This is a genomic window from Bacillus sp. IT-79MI2 (assembly GCF_949768135.1).
Taxonomy (GTDB): Bacteria; Bacillota; Bacilli; order Bacillales; family Bacillaceae_G; genus Bacillus_A; species Bacillus_A pseudomycoides.
Window position 1 is genome coordinate 42,003 of the sequence record NZ_CATKPV010000054.1, and the last position, 21,118, is coordinate 63,120.

Below are 21,118 nucleotides of genomic sequence, written 5' to 3' on the forward strand. Positions count from 1 at the left end.
TACTGATTTTAGTGCTTTTAAAGTACTTAGGCTAAGATTTTATATGAAAGGATTAAAAATATGAATATTTTTAGCGAACGTTTACGAAAATTACGCCAAGAACGCAGTTGGACAATGAAAGAATTAGGGGAAAGGATAAGCGAAGTTGTAGGTTCTTCTTTTAGTTCAGCTTCTGTATCGAATTGGGAAAAGAAAGGATCCGAACCACCTTACAATATTCTTGCTGCAATAGCACAAATTTTTGATGTCAGTGCTGATTATCTCATAGGAATTAGTGAGACACCTACTCAAAATAGTGAATCTCCTACAGAAAAAATTGAGCATAAACAAGATATAATTAATAATGTAGAACTATATTTAACAATAAGCGAACATGCAAAAAAACAAGATATATATACAAAGGTAAAAGAGTTGCATCAACAAATTCTTATATTACCTACTGAAAAACAGGAACGATTAGAAAAAGAGCTGACTGAATATCTTAGGTTTTTTGGATACAAATACGATCAATTACATGTAGACTTCGTTAATTTCACCAATTATCTTCAACATGAACTAAAGGCCTCTAAATATTAGAGACCTTTAGTTCATGTTTTATATGTTCAAATTTAATTAAATAAACAATAAACTGGTTGTTTAAGTAAAAATTACTAATTATTAGATTGATATTCTACCTTAATAGTTATAAAATTAATGCATAATTAAATTTATCGTTTAAATTATTATAAATAAAAAAACCCTACCACAAGCCATTTTTAATTGATCTTTCAGTTTGGCCGCTGAATCAATTAAAAACCTTAAGAAAGTAGGGGTTTTATCCATATTAAAATATATATTATCTACGACTATTATAGCACTTAATATATATAATGTGAATAAAAACCTCTACTTTTCCAGCATTTTTCTGTATATTTGTGGTGGAAAAAATAGGAGGTTTTTTCGTGTTGTTACAAAACTTTTTGCTTAGTAAAGCAAAGGCCGATTTAAGTCGCCGCATTAAACACTTACCTAAAACACCAGGGGCTATTAATCAAACAATTAAGCAACTTACTACTTATATTGATAATATTGTCCTAGAAGATGAGGGTGTTACTACAAAAGATTTCCTCACCAAACGTAAATATGAAGCTTTAGAAACAGTTTTATCATATTTGGTACAAGAAGGATATTCCCAAGTAAGGCAAGATCATATTAGCAAAAAATCTGGTATTTCAAAACCAATTATTAATTACGTGTTTAATTGGTTGCAAGATTTGGGAGTATGCCAACAGATTAAAGTACGAAGACACGGTAAAATTGCCCCTTCGATTTACATTTTAACCATACATAACAATTACTTAAAAATTATAGAATACTTCAAGGTAAAATGGGCTGTAGCAATTGATGTATGCTCTACTTTCACTGAAATTTTAAAGAAAAAACTCTTTAAGAACGCCAGTGTCTCTGACCATGAAGAAAAGAATGTTTCATCCAATGGTGTAGATATTTTAAATTTTGAAGAACAAGTAAAAGCAAATACTAATTTACAAAACTCTACTGATAGGTCACAGAATTTAAATGATTATTTAAGTGAAGATCAAAAAAAAGCATATCGTTATATAACAAGTCAACCAGTAACATATTTAACAGAAAAGGATGCTTATACAATTGCTTTAAGAATGCCCCGAAATATCGACGTCTATCAGCGATGGGATTTTGAAGAATGCATTGGATGGTTCAAATATAATAATGCTGAAACAAGCAATCCTGCTCATTTTATGAAGATGTATACTGAAAAAACTAAACAAAGAAACGAACGTAACGCAAACGTTGAATGTGAAGAAAAATATGAAAGTAAATTTATTTTTCGCAATTGGGTTGATGACCCAAAATTTGATCCTATACTGCAAAAATTGAATACAAATCAATACTAATTTGTAAATTTTAAAAAACGTATATATTACAGCCTTGCTCAAAAAATTATATACAAGCAAGGCTATTTGTCATGTCTTAATATATACTCTTCTCAAATTACTTTTTTTATACATAAACATCTTCAAAAAATCTTCTCCTCTTCTTTGCTTTTTATTATTTTCTTATCTATTTATCTTTGAACTACTCACCGCTTAACATCCTTATGGATTGTTTGAAGTGGGGGATTCCTAATCTATTAGAGTTCTATCGAACTCTAATAGATTAGGCTATCATTCCAACGAACAAGAAAATGGTTAAATACAAAGCGGCTGCAACCAATCGTTTTAGCAATTAATATTTCTTGTTTCTTATTTGGATAGATACGAAATTTATATGCTTTATTTACTAACATAAGTTGCACCTCACTTTTTCATAGGATATCTACAGTATACAAAAACGTTGGCTTACGCCACCGACATCCATCTCCCACCTAAAATTGATGTTTCACACACTCGCATTTTTGAGGAAGGAATCTTCTATCGGCAAACGATAAAATTTGTACTCTACGTAACCTGAAAATTCTACTATTTACTCTCAGTTTAACTTTGAATTTTACTAAGAAGAAATCTTAAAATGCTTATTAGAGTAAGAGTCACGGTTCAAAAATGAATCCTAATGTTTTTATTGAATTTAATTTTTTAAAAACAAGAATTAATAAATAAGATGATCTTAAATCAGCCTTAAATTTTAAAAGGAAATTCTGTCTCTTTTTAGGGAGAACCTACATACCTTGTCTAATATGTATATAAGAACTTGAAATAGACATGATGGTTCCCTAAACAACTACAATATTAATAGGTATATTGTAAATTTAATATTTTATCCTTATCAATATTTGTAGAAATTAAGTTGCCTTATATTTAATATAGCAACTTATAACGAGGCATGGGGAATCTTTTCATTTAAAAAATGACTATAAAGTGTAGGGATTTTACCAATTAATGTGGAAGCGTTCTATATAAAAACTAAGGAGGTAGAACAGTTGCAAGAACGCTCGTTTTGGACAAAAGAAGTTGCGGAACAATTAGAGATAGGAACCAGTACACTGAGAAAATGGTGTTTAGCTTTAGAACAAGAAAACTATTCTTTTGTCAAAGGTGCAAAAAATAGTCGTGCTTTTGTTCAAAAAGATATTCAAGTACTCGAACAGATGAAAAAGCTGATTCAAGAAGCTGGAATGAGCATTGAAAGTGCTGTGAAGGTTGTTTTATCTGTTCCTTTTATTGAAGATAAAGCGAATATTGTTTCAGAAGAAAACAAGAGAACGCCTAGCGTTCTACCTGAGAACACAATAACTTTTAATAAAGAGTTTATAGAACAATTACTTCAAGAACAAATATTACTGAAAGAGAAAATTCAACAGCTCGAACGCATAGAATTAATGAATGCCGAACGCTTAGAACGCATAGAGAACAGATATAATGAACGTGATTCGTTACTGTTAACGCATGTTAGAGAAATTCAAGAAACAAAACAACTTATTGTAGCATCACAAAATAAAGAAGAAAAAAAATGGTGGGAATTCTGGAAATAATGTAAAACATTATAATTTAAAATAAGTTATAATAATTTATTTTAAATCAAAAAATGTCATAAGCCCTCTTCTAGTTCAATATAATAATTTATTTCAAATGAAAATAAATTATTTTGATTTAAAGTAATTTATTTTCATTAATTTCATTGCATTTAAAAATGGTTTGAGATAAAATTGTAATTAAGATAAATCAAAATAACTTAAAATGAATTCTTTTCAATTAGAAAGGGGTAATATAAATGAAATTAAATTACTTTGTAGAAGATGACAATGGGAATTCTGAGAAAAAGATTACGATTAATGGAGAAATGATGAAATTCCCAAATACTTACAGTTATGTGTATAAAGAACCTGTTCCACAAGATAAAAAAATTGAAGAGTTAGTGTATGGGCTAATTCATAACATGGATGTTGCTGTTAATTCGTCAGCATTAAAAGGTCAAGTAGCTCAGAGAGTTTTTGTTGGGGAACGTGCTATACGTTCAGGTGAGGATCTTCAAAACCTTAACATTAGATCAAATCGAGGTAAACATAAACAAGATACTACAATTATGACAACAGTTAGTGCAATTGCTTGTCGTGCGGTTCAAGATATGTTTAAAAAAGAGAATTCTTTAGAAGAAGGTACAAATGTAGAAGTGAATGTTTTAATGGTTACAGCTTTACCAGCCAGTGAATGGACGAAAGAAAAAGCAAAACAACTTTCTGACAGGTTTACAAATAGTAGTCATCACGTAACTGTTACTGTTGGTGATATAAGAATTTATGTAACTTTAAAATTTGAAAAGGTTATCGTTGTACAAGAAGGAACGGTCGCACTATTTGCATTGATTGAAGATGGAAAAGGTAACTATAGAAATGACGACTTATTTGATGAATTTAAAGAAATGTATGCTATGAAAGATATAACAGGTGAATATTTCCGTGAGAAACGTCTTCTTCATATAGATGTGGGCGACGGAACTACAGAATATGTTGTTACTAAAGGATATGATTATGATAATGACCATTCTTCTGGAGAAAGACATGGTATAGGTCATGCGATTGAACGTGCTAAAAAAGACTTTGAAGATGAATGGGGATTCTCTGTAGAAAGACAAGAGTTTGCTGGATATCTAAAAGAAGAGCATCCTAAATATTATGAGGATGCTAAGAAATTTCTAGCAAGAGCAAAGTTCAATTTGGCTGATGAAGTGTTAGATACTGCGGAAACTAAATTACAAGATTTAAAATATGATGTAGACGTAGTTGTTGTCTATGGTGGTGGGAGCATTCAATTAAAAGAAAATCTTTTCGAGGACTTAAAAGAAATTTGTGATTCTAAAAAAATTAAAATACTATGGATTAAACCCAAGTATGCAACAGAAATGAATGTAAAAGGCATGACAGTATTCAGCTCAATTGCACTTCAAAAAGAACAAGTAAAATAGGTGATTATGATGGCAAAACCAAAAGCGATTCAAATTCCATTATCAGAAAAAATGCGTCAAAGATGTCCGGAATTATTCGTTTGGATAGATGCTCAAGAAAACCCAAATGAAGCAACAAGAAAGGTTTTAGAACATTTTATCTCATTGTACGGAACACAAAGCGTTGATAGTGAAGAAGTGAAGCTGGGAATGGCAAAAGACCTTCTTAGTGCAAAAGGGATGCTACAAGGAGATATACCAAGAGGTGTATCTTCCCTAGCACCTTTAACATACAGAAAACACGAAGAGGGTATTTCAATTAAAGAAAATGAAATATCAAATGGAGGCACAAAAGAAGAAAATATGCCGGAAGATGTTGATATTGAAAAATCGGAAGAAATGATTGAAGAAGAGACAGTAAGTAAACCTATAAAAAGAAATATGGATATAAACAAATGGCTCTAAGGGTAAGTTACAATATAGTATTTGTATGAGAAGAAGCAATAGACAAAATGCATAAGGACAACATGGAGTGCTTACTTTTTAGAGAAAGCACTCTTTTTTATTTTTCATAAATAGGATAAAGAGAGGTGATTATTGATGAGCGTTTCAGTAGCTAATGAAAGACGATGGCTGAAGACTTTGAAATTATTAGGATATTATACAATAATATTGGGAGTAATTTCAATATTATTGTATGTACTGAAAACAATTATTTTACAAGTGTTAGGGGTCTTTGTAATCGGAGTATTTGTAGTAATTGGTTTTTATTTCTTAGGATATATACTGATAGGTGTTCTTAGTTTGTTAATAATTGTAGGAAGTGTTATATGTGCAGTGGGTCTTTTAGTTTATTTACTAGCTTAATATCAGGATGTAATCCAAAATGGAGGGGATGATTCAACCCCCTCCATTTCCGTGTTGATACTGGACAGCAACTGGATATTGAATACCCATACTGATTTGTTTGGAATCTGCGGAAGGTGCTTGTACACAAGACAGTATTGTTATTGTTGTTATAATTCCCATTATAATAAGTGTTATTTTCTTCATTTTTGACCCTCCTTATCAAAGAGTTTTTCTTTTAATTTTTCTTTTAAGTTACTGGCTAAATAAAAATATTCACTAGCTTTTAAATAATTTTTTTCTTGGTAATATTTATGTGCTAACTGTTCATGATACTTTTGAGTATACTCCAATAAGTTTTCTTTTTCAAAATAAGTATTTCCTGCTTGAACCAATTTTTCTACTTCTAAAGCAGGGATATTATTGACAAAAGCTTGTAAAATATAAAAGTGATGTAAATATTCTTCATTTTGTAAACCTTTACAAATGTGTATGCCTCTTTCAATGCGTTCAGAAGCAACATCTATTTCTTTAATTTTAAAACGTTCTCTAGCTTCAATAAATAGTGCTTTATAGTTATTTAACATTTTTTGATTAACCTCAGAAAGGTATCGTAGAGATAAAGTAGAGAGATTCTGTTCAGAGTACATAAAGCCTAAATTTTGACGAACCATTAAGATAAAAGTTTCTTCCTCTATCTTTTGAAATGTATTTAATGCAGATGCGTAGTATTCTTCTGCCATTTCAAATTCTTGTAAATGGGTGCAAAACAATCCCGAAAGATTATTACAAAAAGCTATATTAACTTCACAGTTATCGTGTTGAGAGAAAATTTCTTTAGCTATAGATATTTCTTTTAAAGCTAATAATGACTGGAAATTTTCATATAAAGAATATCCTAACATATAATGAAATTCTGCATATTCTAATTTATCAGAGCAATATTGTAACAGATTTTCTGCTTTATAGAAATAATCCTTACCTAAAATATAATTTCCAGTTGCATTATAATAGATTGCTTTAAAAAAATGATAGTAGTATGCTAAGATGCCTGTGGTAGGTATAACGAACGAATCTATAATATCAAAATCATTTTTAGAAATACCTAAATTGTCCACTAAATAGTTATATCGAAAATCCACAAGTGAGTAATGTAATAATAAATCCGGAAAGTGCTGAAATTCATGGATGTGTTTATCAACTTCTTCTTTTAGATGAATAGCTTTGTCAATGTTTCGTGTACGGATAACAGCATACCATTCGTATAGTAATTCTGTATGTTTCTCACCGCTTTTCAATTGAACATTCATTTCTTTCCCCCCCATCATCCCGTAAAAAATAAAGGGAATATTCTCATAATAAAATAATAGCAGATAAACAAAAAATTAATCTTATTAGCGTTATGTTTCAATATTTTTCTGAATATTACAAATTATATACTTTCACCTCGAAATTGAAGACATTAAAAATAAACTAACTCAATATATCAAAAATGATGAACATTATAAGAAAGCAGGAAACCAAAAAAAGGGTTCCTGCTTCTTTTCTTACATAGACTCAATTATGATTTGCCTTTCATACCATTTGGTTAATTTATTATTGACGCTATTTGAGATGCGCTTCATTTTCTTATTACAAAATCTTGATAGCGTAGCAGGTGATAACCCTATCTCATCTGCAATTTCGCGCATAGTTCTATTTTTGCGCATATGTTGGTGCATAATTTTCTCTCTAATCATATCCTCTGAACCATCAATACTATGCTTTACGGTATCGATGGTTAAATTATTTTCTTGCTTATCCGGAGCTTCAACCACCTTTTTCTTTATCAAACTACCGATATTATCCATTAACTCTTTAGGAGGCAAGATGGTGATTCCTAATTTAGAGTAGTAATTTTTAAACCAATTCCGTTCTCCAATCCTGGATTCATCAAGTTCCTCACTGTATGCCCAGTGTGTAATAACTTTTTCTTTTTCTAAATCTATTAACACATTTTCTAATTGTTCACGAATACGATGTGGACGTCCCTTCGCAATATTAATCCCCATTACAGACAATAGTCCTTTTTCTCCACCAATTGAATAGGGTCTTTGTAAATTGCTATACTGTTGTCGAATTCTCCACTGCCAGGATAAGTACCGAATTAGTCGCTTATGGAATTTGTGTCGATAACTATTGTACTCCAATGCTTTTTTAGATAATAACGCTGTTGTACTATTAGAACCGTATAAATACATCGATAAAAAGCTACCTGGTTTTATTCTACAAGATTCAATACCTACGTAATCATTGGTATTTTTATCTCTCCAAAGAACTACAGAATCTAAAACGAAGAGTCTTTTAATTACTTCACGTTTCATTTCAAATTGCTTACCAGTTTCTGCACGATCATTTAAAACAACTACTTCATTATCATCATTTAAATAAATAAAGATACTTGCTAAAGCAGCAATTCGTTGAGCAATTTTGATTTTATCTTCTGCACGATAATACTCTATACCGTTTGCCCTTGCTTTTGGCATATTACACATTTCCAACACATTCTCGTAGCTGAAATCAATAAACTCATCTGGAGAATTCACTTGATTCAACCACTGTATCGTAATTGTATCTAGACAATCAGCTGTAAGATCATCCATATTACTGATAACACCATCAACTAGTATTGACCATCTTTCTGCTTCATTAGTGTTTACTAATCTTAGATCTTCATCTTTATGTGATGAAAGCTGAGCAACTCCGCTTGTGCTTTTAGTTTCTAGTGGTAATACAGGTACTGCTCCTAATTCATCTTCTTCAAATTGATTTTTTGCTATGCCATCACGTAGTTGATAATATACCGCGTCATTACTAACAGGGTAGTAGTCATCAGCAATGTCCGTTTCATGTTCTTTTACCTTCTTATCTTTTGTATTAGATAAGATAGTTGTTTCAACTATCTCTGACATTCCTTCGAACTCTTGCTCTATTATCTTATCAAGTACATTTCGAAGCTCATTTTTATATTTATCCAAATTTGCATATATGTGCAATAATGAAATTCCTTGTTCTTGTTTCTGACCTAACCAAGAAACAAATGCTGAAAATGAAGGAGAGATATTAGCTGAAGTTACTAATTTGTCATGATTTTCTTGTACTTCATCATAATATTTATTCCACTTTGTCCATAGCTGCTTGTTCTCTTTATACATTGGAGCAGCAAGAAAAAGAGCATCACTAAACAACACTAATACTTTCTCCAAATAAAAAACCTCCTAACAAAATAACCACCGGATATATATTATAAAACTTGAAATATCCTAGCTATATAGTGGCAACACAGCTCAGAATCCGAAATGTTACCAGAATCTTCTGTGTATAATAACACTTCATCATACGATGTTTGGAATACTAGTTAATCAATCGTGGTCTTTTCTTTAATTATATAAGACGGTGTCTATTTGTAAAATTACTACTATCTAAAAAGCATTACATTCTTTATGCTCATCAATTTCAAGCCCTTTGCCATTATAGTTACATGATGGCCATAGATATATAAAACTTGAAACGTTATAGCTATATGATGGCAACTACAGGTCAAAAGTATTAAGTTTCATTTAAAAAGCATTACATTCTTTATTCTCAACCATTTCAAGCCCTTTGCTATTATAGTTATATGGTGGCTATATCTATATATAAAACTTGAAATATTATAGCTATATGATGGCAACATCTTTTCATAAAAGATATCCCCTAAATCTATATCTACCAAGGGATTAAGTGTATTTTAAGTGAAGTGGGAACCTGATTTCAAACATGAAACGCTTTAGCGGTATGGTGGCAACTAATTTTAAAAAACATGAAACGAATATAGCTATATGATGGCAACACTTTTTTGTTGAAAAGTAACCCAAAACCCCATATATAACAACACTTATATGGGATTTTCACACGTTCGATAAACATATCAAAACATGAAACGTTATAGCTATATGATGGCAACAACTCTTACATTAAGAACATAAAAAACCTTATAGAATCAATGCTTATGAGCTTTTTTACAAATTCGATACGCGTTTCATATTTGAAATCTCTTATAGCGATATGGTGGCCAAAAACTTTTTTTTGTGAAACGTCAAATCCCTTGGGCGCCAAGGGATTCAGGCACGTTTCATGTTTTTATTTTTTCTCTTAAAGGGGCACATTTCATCAAATTTCGATTTGCTATAATCATAATTGGTATATTTTATAGTGTTTTGGCATATATTTCTGGATTTATGTGTAGGAGGTGAAAAAGATGAGACAATCATTTATTATTCGTAATCAACGTAGTCTAAATGGACAAGATACAAATGCAGTTTTAGTAACATTGAAATCTTGGCAGAAACTTGTTGAAGCTTTTGAAGAAAAATACTACAGCTATAAAGATACATACCTTGAGGATATTCTGGATCATATGACATATGAAGAACGTATTGCTGATGTAGATGGCTTTGTGGCTCAGGCGAAACCATCTTTTTCAAGTCGTACACTATCTGCTATTTCAGAAAAAATGGGACGAAAACATAAATTATATGGTATTACAAATGCTGATCTTGAAGTCTTCTTATATCTACACAAGAAATGTTACACGAATGGGGTCATTCCAAATGTAACAGTACATATGATGTGGGAAGATTACAAGCAATATAAAGAAGAATTTGCTTATATACAGCATTCTCAATTCTATATTGCATTAAAGAAATTAAGTTTACATAACATTATTACAATAGAAAATGAATTAGATGGCCGCTATACAATTAAGTTAACTCATTTTATGAATGAAGAAACTGAAAAGGCAAATTCCTATGTGTATATTAGCCCGGTCGTTTTTACTAAGGCTTTCTTTGAGCTTTCAGTTGCGGCTAAGAAATTATTCTTGGACATCGCTATGCAACAGCACAGCGAAACGACTCTAAAACGTTCCTTAGATAAACAAGATGAAAGAGGAAATACAACTCATTTTGGAGGGATGTACCGCTTTTTACATAAGAAATACCCACATCAAATCCGTGCGGTTATGACAGAATTAACAACTGCATTACCATGTATAGGGACTCCCCTATTCAAAATTTGCAAATTACAAAAAGGGGTTAAAAATACAAAAAGATATACGACTTTATATCTATCCTTACATACAGATTTCTTATGTACAAAGGAAGCTGGAGAAGTACAGTATCGTGATCCATTCACACCTAAGGTTACGTATGCACGAAAAGCTCGTTTTATTGAATCTGTGTTACAAGAACTGAATATCGGTGAATTTGCACAAGACATGAATAAATTTATTCATGTACTTAAGTATACTTGTCATCGACAAATTCGAAGTGTCATTCGCAGCTTACGTGACATGATAGATCGTAATGAAGAATATCCAAGTAAGTTAGTGTATACGCTGAAAAAATTATTGAATCAAACATCACAATATCAAATTCTTGATACAGCGGCAAAAGAAGGTATTTACCCTCTTATTACACAACATGTTCCAAAAGAACAAAAGGAACAAGCTGTATTTGATTTTGGATTGCATTTCTCTATGTACTCTCTTCGAAACATCAAAAAGTTGTTCCGTAAAACATATGAGTTACTAAAATCCAAATTTGCTGTACCTGTTACAGAGGAATCGTATCACCGTAACTATCTAAAGTATCAAGAAGAAACGTTGTTTAGAAAGTACGCCTATGAACAAGGTGCAAATCTAAATGCTTATATGGCTTTAGAAATAGAAATACGTGAACTTCTAAAAACAAGAGGACATAAAGATCGCTTTATTCCAAGTGATGTTCGCGAATTGTTCATTGAAAAGATAGATCGACTACCTAAAGAAAAGCTTCGCGTTATTGAAGTAACGGATGAGTTCAATTTGATTACGTTTATGCGTGCATTTGAACAATTAGTACGCACTGGTATTCAAGTAACCACAGCTGAACAAGTACTTGAGGTAATAGAAACAAATTAATGATACTCCGCTCTCTATTTTTGAAAAAATTATAAATAGAGGGCTATTCGTGTTGGTTCCATTCAAAAGAAGCCCTCTACTGATTTCTTCACATAGATACCTTTACTAGACTCTATTCATAATAAAGTCTTTTTTTTATGCATTTCCATACAAAGCTGTACTACAATTAACTAATTTTCCACATCTATGTTTCAATAAACACGTTATTTTTATCTAAAATGCATACAAATACCTACAAAAAATCATAAGAAAAACAGTATATTTCGTGGGAAAGTTGATAATTAGAGCCTAATGTGAATAATATGATGTGATTTTTATTGAAATAAAGGGATTTTGGTACTTCATCTATCAAAAATCATCAATTTTTATGTGAGTCATGTGACAAATTCTAATTATGTTGATTAGTTAACCTATATTGTGAATGTTTTGTGAGTAAATATTATAAAACGGTGGACATACAGTGGATGAATTAAAAATTTAGCACTTGAATAAATATATTTAACCATGCATCAATTTGTTTCATTTTTTATGTAGAAATACGCGATCTTGTTTATGATTATTTGTAGGTTTTATACCTTACTAATGGTTAATTTTGTGTTGTTAGATTTTGCTGTTTATGATTTTTTACGCTATGGTATACTCAAAACCCTTGTTACAGTAGGAATAAAATCATATTTACTATCCCTATATAAGTTTTATCTTTATATTTTTAATATATATAAGATATATATTTATATAAGATTTTATTAATTAATAAAAATATGATTAAAAAAGGGTAATTTATTATCGAACGTCATTCTAAAATGGGAATGGCGTATTTTTGTATTTTTTTGAGGTACAAATTCGAAAAAATGAATCCTCATCATATGTATTTAGTGTATCTAGAAATCTATATGGATGGTGAGACAACATGAGTTATTATCAGATGTTATATAGTACCCCTTATCTGTATTCTTCAAAATCATTACGTCAGATGTACCGGGATACTAAAAGAGAAGAAGATATTTCAGCAATACGAGAGCACATGGTACGTCATGAAGTGTATTTAGACCGACAATACAAAGGTTATTATTATTTGAGTCAAAAAATCGAAGAGGATTTGTACGGTGATGAGTATCCGGTCTCATGGAATGAATTGTTGGATGAGTATCAACTTTATAAGGATCGTAAGGGAAATTTGTCTATTAAACCAAAAGGGTGGGATTAACATGACAATCATTGGAGAGTTAGGAGTTGTATATGGTGTGACAGGAGTCTCTATTTTAGGGATTAAATTGCTGAAAAGGAAAGGTCTTTACCTTCCAGATTGGTTGCTACGTGCGGGTCTCAAATGCTTATTAATTGGGAGTGTTTGGTATGTGCTAATGGATATACTAGATGTGTTTCTACGTTAGTATTACATCTGGTAGTTGAAAATAATTGTAATAGTGCGTTTTAATCTGTTTTTTCTAACCTTCCATACAGGCTCAACTACCTAAAGGAGGTATGGAGGATATGATATCACTTTTATTAATACCAGCAACCTTTTTAACTGTTGCTTATTTTTATAAGGGAAAAGAAATGAGTGATAAGAAAAAAATTGCCACGTTTTTTGAAATTACAAAGATATGTGTTCAGCATAAAGGTGAATTACAATATCCTGTTTTTATAAAAGAAATGGAAGATGACATAAGCATGAATTATGTTTACAAGTTACCGCTCGGCGTCCCAAGTCAGCTCATCAAAAAGTTAGCTGAAGTATTAGAAGAAGGACTATATAAACCTGTTAAAATATCGTTTCATCAAAGGGAACTTCATATTCGAGTATTTAAGCAACAAATACCTGAAGTGTGGAATTGGTCTAAGGATCTACTAAAGGAGCACACATGGAGAGTTATGATGGGGAAATCGTTAGATAAACACGTATATCATGATTTCGAGAAAACACCGCACATGTGCGTAGCGGGTATGACACGTTTTGGAAAGACAGTATTTCTAAAAAATGTAATGACGAGTTTAATTTTACAACAACCTCGACATGTGAAATTTTTTATTATTGATCTGAAGGAAGGATTAGAATTTAGTCCTTACAAGGATTTGTCTCAAGTAGTAGAAGTAGCTGAAAACCCGGAACAGGCGTTAGAGATGTTGGTGAGAGTACGTGAAAAGATGGTAAAACAGATTGAGATGATGAAAAATTCCTATTTTACCAATGTTATAGACACATCAATTAGAGAACGTTGTTTCATCATAGTAGATGAAGGAGCGAATCTTTGTCCGACACAAGGTTTACCTAAAAAACAACGGGATGTATTATTTATGTGCCAGGAGATGTTATCTGAAATCGCAAGAATCGGAGGTGGTTTAGGATTCCGGCTTATATTTTGTACTCAATATCCAACCTCTGACACATTGCCAAGGCAAATCAAACAAAATGCTGATGCAAAGCTAGGTTTTCGATTACCAACAGTGGTTGCTTCACAAGTTGCTTTGGATGAACCAGGTCTTGAAGAGCTGCCTTCCCTTCCAGGAAGAGCATTATTTAAGACTGATCGCACAGAAGAAATTCAGGTACCTTATTTAAAGGATATGGAAATGTGGGAATTACTGAAGCAATACAAGGTGGTGAAACAAAATGAGGCATCAAACACTCAAACAGAAAGCGAGACAAATCGAGATTTTATCCACTTTGAGTAAGTTAGATTTTGCAACCAGGAGACAATTGCAAGCCATCCACTGCCTAGGAAGTATTCGAAATGCAAATCGTGTACTAAAGGATCTGACTCCGTATTGTCATATTACTAAAATAGCTCGTGAGCATGTATATTATTTAAATAAAAAAGGACGTGATTTATTAGGAATTACAAGAGAAGTAAAGAAAAGTAGTCAATTACAGCACATTTTAATGAGAAACGAATCCTGGATGTGGCTAGGATTTCCGGAATGGAAAACAGAACAAATGATAGAATTTTCAACCGGTGGTCAGCGATATCAAATCATTCCTGATGCAACCTATTTTGAAGATAAAGTCCCTCACTTTGTTGAGATAGATCGCATGCAACATATGAAAGCAAATGAACACAAAATACAGTTATATGGCCATATAACAGATATCTATAAAAGAAAGAATACTATTGTTCCAGTAATTATCTTTTTCACACTATCAGACTATCGGCAATCTAAATTAGAGCAATACGCTATAAAACAAAATGTGTTTATGAGAACTTTTGTAATGGAAGATGTGTTTAGTTAATTCACGCCCAAAAATCAGTAGAATCTATACTTTTCCCAGTTAATTTCCTCAAAGTTTTTATAATACGATTTGAATTTTTAGTTGTCGGTGATACGCTGTCCAAACTACACAATCGGCTGACGGTAGAGCGAGTTACACCACTTTTTGAAGATAGTTCTTCTTGTGTAATCTTATGCTTATCTAAAAAACGACCTAAAGCTGATCTAGGTTTAGAATACCAATTCATCAAATTCACTTCCTTAAGTATTTTACTTATAGTCTGTCCAATAATCCCATTTTTTAAAAGTCACTGAAAACAGGAATTTTATTAATAATTGAGCATAATATTGAATAAGAAGTAAAGACAAAAAAATATGTAATAATTTTGTGGAATCTAGCATTCATAGTAATAGCTACAAGTTGCTGATACACTATCCTAATGGCAACTTGTTGCAAAGGATATTCCTATAAAATAAAAAGCTTAAATCCATTGATACATAAGGACTTAAGCTTTTTTTGTTTTATTAAGTTATCAAACATAGTTTAATAAAAAAAGAAACTAAAATTTGTTTGTCTGTCGAATTTTGAAGAAATGTATAATTTCACGTACCTTATTTAAATTAAAAACCCCTCAATAAATATAATCAAGGGGTTTCCTTTATCAAGAAGGATCAAAGTCTGTATAACGGTAAGGGCCTGTTTCTTGTTGTTTTCTGTGTATTTTGTGTCCATTTGGCCAATTATCTATTCCTCTTACAATGGCATCTCTGGAGTATGGTATATGTAAAGCTAATTCTTCTCTAAGAATAGCGGGACACAAGGTACGATCTATGCCATTTTTTTTATTCAAGTTAACAACTAATATAGGAATATCAAGTTGTAAAGCTATATCTATTTCCCAACGTACATATCTATATAAGTTTTTTGTTTTTTGTCCAACAAGTACCATGAGGCATTTTGTATTCAAGAATCGTTGGTGAAGCTTTCTTTTAATATATGCTTCATCATTATCATTTAACTTGCTTTTTTGCATTGGGTAAAGATCATGGGCATTATGAAAATTAAACTCTTTTCCATCCTTTGCCTTCCATGCTGTTATGAGACGATAATAATGCATATCTTCATCACCGTCGAAGCATATATAAGTCTTATTACGATAAGCCATTAAAAACACTCCCTTACTGATTTTCCTCTGGAATAGATTGAGTTGCCTTTGGAATAGATTGAGTTAATATAATTGTAATAAATAAAAAAGATAATAGAACTTGAGAGGCTCTAATATAGTGTCCGAGTTCTGTCAGAGCCTGAACACTATTGTAACTTAATGGGAAAGTATTTGATAAGCTAAACAAGAAAGCTTGTGAAAATGTAGCACCTGAACTTTCCCATTTAAATTCTGATGTAAATGGAATTTGAAATAGATATCCGTATGATAAAATCATATAGATAAACGATTGAAACAGACTGATAAACTTTCGTCTTGTACGGTGAAGTGTAGCGAAAGAACTTTTAATAGCTCCTTCTTCCCAAATATGATAATAAAAATAAGTAAATGAGTTCATAAGTAAGAGGTAAATTGTAATTGCCACAACGTATACATTATTAATTTGCTGATACCAAACGAACCCAATAAAGATAAATTTCAAACAAATAAAGATATCAACAGCAATATTCCGTGCTTTTCTTTTTTTTCTGTTCAAGTAATCAGTATCTGATGAGTGGCGGTGAAAAAATAATACGAATTTAATTGCTATCCATTTAATTAATTCCACAACATTTATATAGAATAATAGGGAAATTATCTTATGGAAAATAGGGTATATGAACCCATTATCAGTGGCTTTCTCTCTATTTCTTCCTCCATACATAAATTAATATTTCCCCTCCTATTTTGAGATTATCCAGATGTTGCTCTATCCTCCTTAATAGATATGTACCACTAGATTATACTGAATTTTTCGTTTTTTGGTAATACAGTAATATTATAAAAAACTCTTAACCCAATACAGTAAATAAAATGAATATCAAAATCTGAGATTAAATACTTACTAGGTATGTTTTGTAAAACCATTTCATTACCTCCTCCTATTAATTAGATTAATATTGAGTTATAAAGAAAAGTCCTGTATTAACAGGACTTAATTTCAATGTTTTCTTTACAAATCTTTGCAATGTAATTTATAAACTCGATGATGGGATATGTTATTAGTGAAGGATGTTGTGTAAATTGTATTCCTTCCTTTTGCATTAACAGAATTAGTTGTTCTATATTTATTTCCTTTCGTTTAACTTTATTATAATTTTTGAATACGACAGTTTTCCATACATATGAAGAACACTGAAAGAAGCTATCACCGTTTATATGATGATTAAAAATCTTTTCGATCTTTTCTTTTCGCTTTTTTTCTTTAATGTGCTTCTCAAATGATCGCATATTCACCCCTCCACCTTGTGTTACAATTCTTCGAAATCAGTTGCAACAATTTGTACTGGAGTTTGATGTTCCGTTTGCAAAATGTATTCAATGTCGTTTTTTAACTCAAAACCATCTTTTGATTCAGCAAGCAAAAATGATTTTGCAAAAGATACACCTTGTATCAAGTAACTGACATCGAAAATATACATCATCTCGCCACCTTTTGTATAGATGAACAGATGTATGTAGTTGAAGCACTTACGGCTTTGCATTTCTCAATACGCACAACCTGTCGTGCTTCAAGAGCAGGAATCAAACGGAAAGCAAGTGGATCAGTAATCTCCACAATTAGTGTGTGTGTTAAAATATTTGCTACATAACCAGTTAATTTGATTGAAGGATTCTTACGATGTGGAAATTCTACATGGTCACCAATTCTAAAATTTGGAACTGAAATAATCTTTTCCATGAAAAAGCCTCCTAAACTGAAATGTTATAGATTAACTTTCAAATTACTGAGTACTTCTTTATCCTTTGAAAACTTATGTGCTTTTATATACAGAACGAACAGATCTGAACTTAATGTGACAGTCATTCCATCTTTCATACACTTTAAAATGATGAGATCTTGATTTTCTTGTTCAAACATCTTTGCATATCCTAAGACCTGATACACTCGACCATCTTTTCTATGAATATAGAATTCACCACGTTTTGGTTTTTGTGCTATCATATCTATTCCTCCTCAATGTTTGTTTAGAATCCATAGAGAAATCCGGCAATTAAATATGTAGCAACAATCATAAAAGTAGATAGTCCAAATGTACCGAAGAACCAGATCTGTGAGGCAATACAATTGTCTATACCTAACCATTCACAAATGGCGTTATATCGCTTATTTAAAATGCTTTTTATAGTGGTGCTCATTTTTTCTTTTTTAGTTAAATGTGGTAAAATATACTTGCTGTTAGGAGTTTTTAGATAGGTATTTGCCATCTAGAATCAACCTTTCTTTTATAGTAGTGTACCTGGAAAAGCCCTTCTCTACTTGGCGGTGGTGGGGGCTTTTTCATGTTTATTTACGAGTCAGTCTATTCATGCCGTCACGTGTGACTAACCAGACTTTCCCGCTCTTCCTTGCTTCGTTCTCAGAGAACTTTCCGCGATTACACCATTTGTTCACGGTGTTTTCCGCAAGTCCCCATAATTGTTCAGCTTCTCTTGTTGTATAAACAGAAAAAAGAGGTTCACTCGATTTCCCGTCTTTGATTTCATTCATTACTTGTAATAGATCCCTCCTTTTTTTGTTAAGTTAATTGTAATCCTGTTTTGTCTTGTTTGCAAGACGGATTATCGAAATTAATCCAATTTTTGTTCGACAAATAGCAACAGATTCCACAGGAAGAAGTAAAATTTGAATGTGACTTCTTTTGATATTATGATGTTTGTAAGGGTTAAAATTATATTATTAAAAGGGGAGAATGCTGTGAATATTTTTAATGATAAAATTGATGTAATTAAAAAGGTTATCTTACTAGCTGATGAAAGAAATAAAGCTGCAAAAACGAATAGACCTAAAGAAATAAAAAATATTGGAGCATCTATTAACTCACCAGAATATATCTTAGTAAAAGAAAAAAGAGCAGACCTTTTAGAATATGTAAATAGTCTTGATTTTGAAACAGTAAAAATGTTACAGACTATTATGTATTTGGGTAGAGACCGTGAATATGATACAAATGATTCTGTTGAGAAAAGATACGAAACTTTAAGAAATCATTTTAATGAATCGGGATGGAATACGAAAGATATAGAGGTCAATCAAATGATCTCAAAAGCCCCGCTAGGTGATTATTTAAGAATAGGGTGTCAAATTTTAGATATAAAGATATAGAATTTTAAGTTATGAAGTAGGAATCGCATGCTATTACTTTATACAAGGGGTCACCATATCAAAAAAAAATTGTACGATTTTCTTTTTTTGATATGGTGACCCCTACAATATAAAATGTACTATGACAAAAGTTTGTTTATCAGTTATTGATCCTAATGAATTCTTGAATAATTGTATCACTATATGGGATAACTTCTGTACGGTATATGTGAAAAGCTCCTATTAATGGTATCTCTTTTTCTAATTCAGATAGTTCATAAACAAACTGTTGTGGTCGATTACGTTGTCCTCCTCTGGAAATAACCTGACTGTTAGAAAGTAATACCCATTCACCATACAATTCCTCTTTGTTTTCTAATAACAATAGGTTATATCCAATGCCTTTATTGTTTTTAATATATCCCCATGCTAGCACTTTTTTATTGTCCCTTGGAAGAATGGGGCGTACCACTTTTCTTATTGTGCCTCTTTCAAAATCCATAGGTACTTCTCGAATAAAGTCTTCATCAGATAAGACTCGTAAATCAATTTGTATTGTTGTTTTTGATACTAGTTCCATAATTGTCCTAAAGAAGGTTGAAGTATGTGTTATATCGAACAAAGAAATACATCCGTCTACACATTGCTTGTTAAATTCATCTATGAACCCTTTGATAGGAATGTAGATATCATTTTTAAATTGACTAAATATAAGATTTTGAAGTTCTAATTTTTCTTGTTTAGTTTTTTCCGCTTCCAATTCTTTACTACGTTTAATAGAGGATTTTTCCATGTGTTGTTTGAGCATAATTGTAATTTGATCTGCATTCTTTGATTTAGGAAGATTGTCTAAAGATAAATCATTCCGGATTTCTTCCCATGACTTATATCGTTTATTAGTAGACTTTTCAATCATCTTCATAATGACTTGTGAAATCTTAATTGTTAATGAAGTATTTTTTTGATGTGGAGGAATGGGTGCTTCATATAAATGATTCCTACGCCATTCTTCCATATTGGCATTAGGAGCTACATCAAAGGCATTTTGTAATGTTGCCATTTCATAAAAAGTCATACCCATTGCATAGATGTCCATCTGAATTGTATTACGGTCAAATTTCCAGCCCTCAGGGGCAACATAATTATATGTTCCGTAACCTTTGAAAGTTGAATTAATACTTCGAGTTGCTGCGGTAGCTATTTTTGCTAAACCGAAGTCAGTGATGATTAGTTTTCCATCTTTAATCAAAATATTATCAGGTTTGATATCTCTATGTACTAATTCTTGATTAATATGTTCCATTCCATCAATTAGTTGATTAAACATTTGGTGCAAGGTTTCAACAGTTAAAAATTCACTTTCCATTTTTTTCTGTTTTAGATAATCATTTAAACTTCCTTCGTTAGCTAATTCCATAATAATATATGGAGGTAAATCTTTATGAATACTACCATCATGTACGTATTTATAACGCATAGCATTTTCATGCGAAACTTTTAATGCCATTTCGCTTTCGTTCTTAAAACCTTTCAAATCTTCTTCATTTGAGGCATAAGGTGGCAAAGTTTTTAAAGCCCAAAGACTCCCATCTGTCTCATTTTTTATTTGAAAAACATGACCAAACCCACCTGTCCCCAATAAATCTAATACTATGTAAGAATTCTCTTCTCCATCAAATACTTTATCTAAGTTAGTTGTAACTAACATATCAAACTTCCTTTCTGTTTATATTATTGGTGCGACTTTTTAAATGTCCTTCTTATTTCTAAATATTAACATCTCAGTAATACAAAGACTATGAAACAACATTCTAAAATCTATGTCAATAAAGTGCTTTTCAAAAAAGTTATCAAGGATTTTAACCGTTTTTACAAAAATGTTAACAGTCATTCCTT

Annotated in this window: 24 protein-coding genes and 1 pseudogene; 12 read left to right on the forward strand and 13 right to left on the reverse strand. The window is 31.4% G+C overall.

Annotation, left to right across the window (positions count from 1 at the left end; all coding sequences use genetic code 11):
- Positions 1-60 precede the first annotated feature (60 nt).
- Both ACM6HU_RS11235 and ACM6HU_RS11240 read left to right on the forward strand, forming a co-directional pair.
- Positions 61-576, forward strand: a complete 516-nt coding sequence (locus ACM6HU_RS11235; RefSeq protein WP_414848160.1) for a helix-turn-helix domain-containing protein — start codon at positions 61-63, stop codon at positions 574-576.
- Between the two features lie 365 nt (positions 577-941).
- Positions 942-1,913, forward strand: coding sequence for a Replicase RepFR55 (locus ACM6HU_RS11240; protein ID WP_414848161.1), 972 nt, complete (start codon positions 942-944; stop codon positions 1,911-1,913).
- A gap of 266 nt (positions 1,914-2,179) precedes the next feature.
- On the opposite strand, the pseudogene ACM6HU_RS11245 reads toward ACM6HU_RS11240, so the two are convergent.
- Positions 2,180-2,305: pseudogene (locus tag ACM6HU_RS11245) on the reverse strand (helix-turn-helix domain-containing protein); the annotation flags it as partial.
- A gap of 630 nt (positions 2,306-2,935) precedes the next feature.
- Between ACM6HU_RS11245 and ACM6HU_RS11250 the strand changes: the two are divergent.
- From ACM6HU_RS11250 to ACM6HU_RS11265, 4 genes are all read left to right on the forward strand, one after another.
- Entirely contained in the window at positions 2,936-3,487 is a 552-nt protein-coding gene (locus ACM6HU_RS11250; protein WP_414848162.1) for a DUF3967 domain-containing protein, read from the forward strand.
- A gap of 239 nt (positions 3,488-3,726) precedes the next feature.
- A complete protein-coding gene (locus ACM6HU_RS11255) occupies positions 3,727-4,917 on the forward strand; it encodes a ParM/StbA family protein (RefSeq protein WP_088094639.1) in 1,191 nt (396 codons plus the stop codon).
- Positions 4,918-4,926: 9 nt separating this feature from the next.
- Positions 4,927-5,361 carry a hypothetical protein gene (locus tag ACM6HU_RS11260; protein ID WP_414848163.1) on the forward strand — a complete coding sequence of 145 codons (435 nt, stop codon included), beginning with the start codon at positions 4,927-4,929 and terminating at the stop codon, positions 5,359-5,361.
- A gap of 135 nt (positions 5,362-5,496) precedes the next feature.
- Positions 5,497-5,763: a hypothetical protein gene (locus ACM6HU_RS11265; RefSeq protein ID WP_414848164.1), complete on the forward strand. Its 267-nt coding sequence runs from the start codon at positions 5,497-5,499 to the stop codon at positions 5,761-5,763.
- A 33-nt stretch (positions 5,764-5,796) separates the two neighbouring features.
- Here ACM6HU_RS11265 and ACM6HU_RS11270 read toward each other — a convergent pair whose 3' ends face one another.
- From ACM6HU_RS11270 to ACM6HU_RS11280, 3 genes are all read right to left on the reverse strand, one after another.
- Entirely contained in the window at positions 5,797-5,949 is a 153-nt protein-coding gene (locus tag ACM6HU_RS11270; RefSeq protein ID WP_141441881.1) for a Phr family secreted Rap phosphatase inhibitor, read from the reverse strand.
- Positions 5,946-7,052, reverse strand: coding sequence for a hypothetical protein (locus tag ACM6HU_RS11275; RefSeq protein ID WP_414848165.1), 1,107 nt, complete (start codon positions 7,050-7,052; stop codon positions 5,946-5,948). The genes ACM6HU_RS11270 and ACM6HU_RS11275 overlap by 4 nt, the downstream gene beginning before the upstream one ends.
- A 237-nt stretch (positions 7,053-7,289) precedes the next feature.
- Positions 7,290-8,987, reverse strand: coding sequence for a helix-turn-helix domain-containing protein (locus ACM6HU_RS11280; protein WP_414848166.1), 1,698 nt, complete (start codon positions 8,985-8,987; stop codon positions 7,290-7,292).
- Between the two features lie 1,034 nt (positions 8,988-10,021).
- Here ACM6HU_RS11280 and ACM6HU_RS11285 point away from each other — a divergent pair.
- The 5 genes from ACM6HU_RS11285 to ACM6HU_RS11305 all read left to right on the forward strand — a co-directional run bounded on the left by ACM6HU_RS11285 (position 10,022) and on the right by ACM6HU_RS11305 (position 14,954).
- Positions 10,022-11,722, forward strand: a complete 1,701-nt coding sequence (locus tag ACM6HU_RS11285; RefSeq protein ID WP_414848167.1) for a hypothetical protein — start codon at positions 10,022-10,024, stop codon at positions 11,720-11,722.
- A gap of 910 nt (positions 11,723-12,632) precedes the next feature.
- On the forward strand, positions 12,633-12,929 hold the full coding sequence (locus ACM6HU_RS11290) for a phage protein (protein WP_033799497.1): 297 nt from the start codon (positions 12,633-12,635) through the stop codon (positions 12,927-12,929).
- 1 nt (position 12,930) lies between these two features.
- Positions 12,931-13,116: a hypothetical protein gene (locus ACM6HU_RS11295; protein WP_003203313.1), complete on the forward strand. Its 186-nt coding sequence runs from the start codon at positions 12,931-12,933 to the stop codon at positions 13,114-13,116.
- Between the two features lie 100 nt (positions 13,117-13,216).
- A complete protein-coding gene (locus ACM6HU_RS11300; protein WP_414848168.1) occupies positions 13,217-14,398 on the forward strand; it encodes an FtsK/SpoIIIE domain-containing protein in 1,182 nt (393 codons plus the stop codon).
- Positions 14,337-14,954 (forward strand): replication-relaxation family protein, encoded by a 618-nt coding sequence (locus ACM6HU_RS11305; RefSeq protein ID WP_414848169.1) that lies wholly within the window; start codon positions 14,337-14,339, stop codon positions 14,952-14,954. Before ACM6HU_RS11300 ends, ACM6HU_RS11305 begins: the two co-directional genes overlap by 62 nt.
- Position 14,955: 1 nt before the next feature.
- Here the strand turns inward: ACM6HU_RS11305 and ACM6HU_RS11310 are convergent, their stop codons facing one another.
- The 8 genes from ACM6HU_RS11310 to ACM6HU_RS11345 form a co-directional block, all read right to left on the reverse strand.
- A complete protein-coding gene (locus ACM6HU_RS11310; protein WP_414848170.1) occupies positions 14,956-15,180 on the reverse strand; it encodes a helix-turn-helix domain-containing protein in 225 nt (74 codons plus the stop codon).
- 414 nt (positions 15,181-15,594) lie between these two features.
- A complete protein-coding gene (locus tag ACM6HU_RS11315) occupies positions 15,595-16,098 on the reverse strand; it encodes a TIR domain-containing protein (RefSeq protein WP_414848171.1) in 504 nt (167 codons plus the stop codon).
- 13 nt (positions 16,099-16,111) lie between these two features.
- The gene (locus tag ACM6HU_RS11320; protein WP_414848172.1) at positions 16,112-16,579 is read right to left on the reverse strand and encodes a hypothetical protein; all 468 of its coding nucleotides are present in this window, start codon (positions 16,577-16,579) and stop codon (positions 16,112-16,114) included.
- A gap of 808 nt (positions 16,580-17,387) precedes the next feature.
- Positions 17,388-17,558, reverse strand: coding sequence for a hypothetical protein (locus ACM6HU_RS11325; RefSeq protein ID WP_414848173.1), 171 nt, complete (start codon positions 17,556-17,558; stop codon positions 17,388-17,390).
- On the reverse strand, positions 17,558-17,818 hold the full coding sequence (locus ACM6HU_RS11330) for a DUF2187 domain-containing protein (RefSeq protein ID WP_414848174.1): 261 nt from the start codon (positions 17,816-17,818) through the stop codon (positions 17,558-17,560). The genes ACM6HU_RS11325 and ACM6HU_RS11330 overlap by 1 nt, the downstream gene beginning before the upstream one ends.
- Positions 17,819-17,842: 24 nt before the next feature.
- Positions 17,843-18,082 carry a hypothetical protein gene (locus ACM6HU_RS11335; protein ID WP_414848175.1) on the reverse strand — a complete coding sequence of 80 codons (240 nt, stop codon included), beginning with the start codon at positions 18,080-18,082 and terminating at the stop codon, positions 17,843-17,845.
- Positions 18,083-18,105: 23 nt separating this feature from the next.
- Entirely contained in the window at positions 18,106-18,345 is a 240-nt protein-coding gene (locus ACM6HU_RS11340; RefSeq protein ID WP_414848176.1) for a hypothetical protein, read from the reverse strand.
- Between the two features lie 79 nt (positions 18,346-18,424).
- Entirely contained in the window at positions 18,425-18,628 is a 204-nt protein-coding gene (locus ACM6HU_RS11345) for a helix-turn-helix domain-containing protein (RefSeq protein WP_414848177.1), read from the reverse strand.
- 135 nt (positions 18,629-18,763) lie between these two features.
- Here ACM6HU_RS11345 and ACM6HU_RS11350 point away from each other — a divergent pair, with 135 nt between their 5' ends.
- Positions 18,764-19,243 (forward strand): DUF3775 domain-containing protein, encoded by a 480-nt coding sequence (locus tag ACM6HU_RS11350; protein ID WP_098625208.1) that lies wholly within the window; start codon positions 18,764-18,766, stop codon positions 19,241-19,243.
- A gap of 139 nt (positions 19,244-19,382) precedes the next feature.
- Here ACM6HU_RS11350 and ACM6HU_RS11355 read toward each other — a convergent pair whose 3' ends face one another.
- The gene (locus tag ACM6HU_RS11355; RefSeq protein WP_414848178.1) at positions 19,383-20,930 is read right to left on the reverse strand and encodes a serine/threonine-protein kinase; all 1,548 of its coding nucleotides are present in this window, start codon (positions 20,928-20,930) and stop codon (positions 19,383-19,385) included.
- Positions 20,931-21,118: the final 188 nt, after the last annotated feature.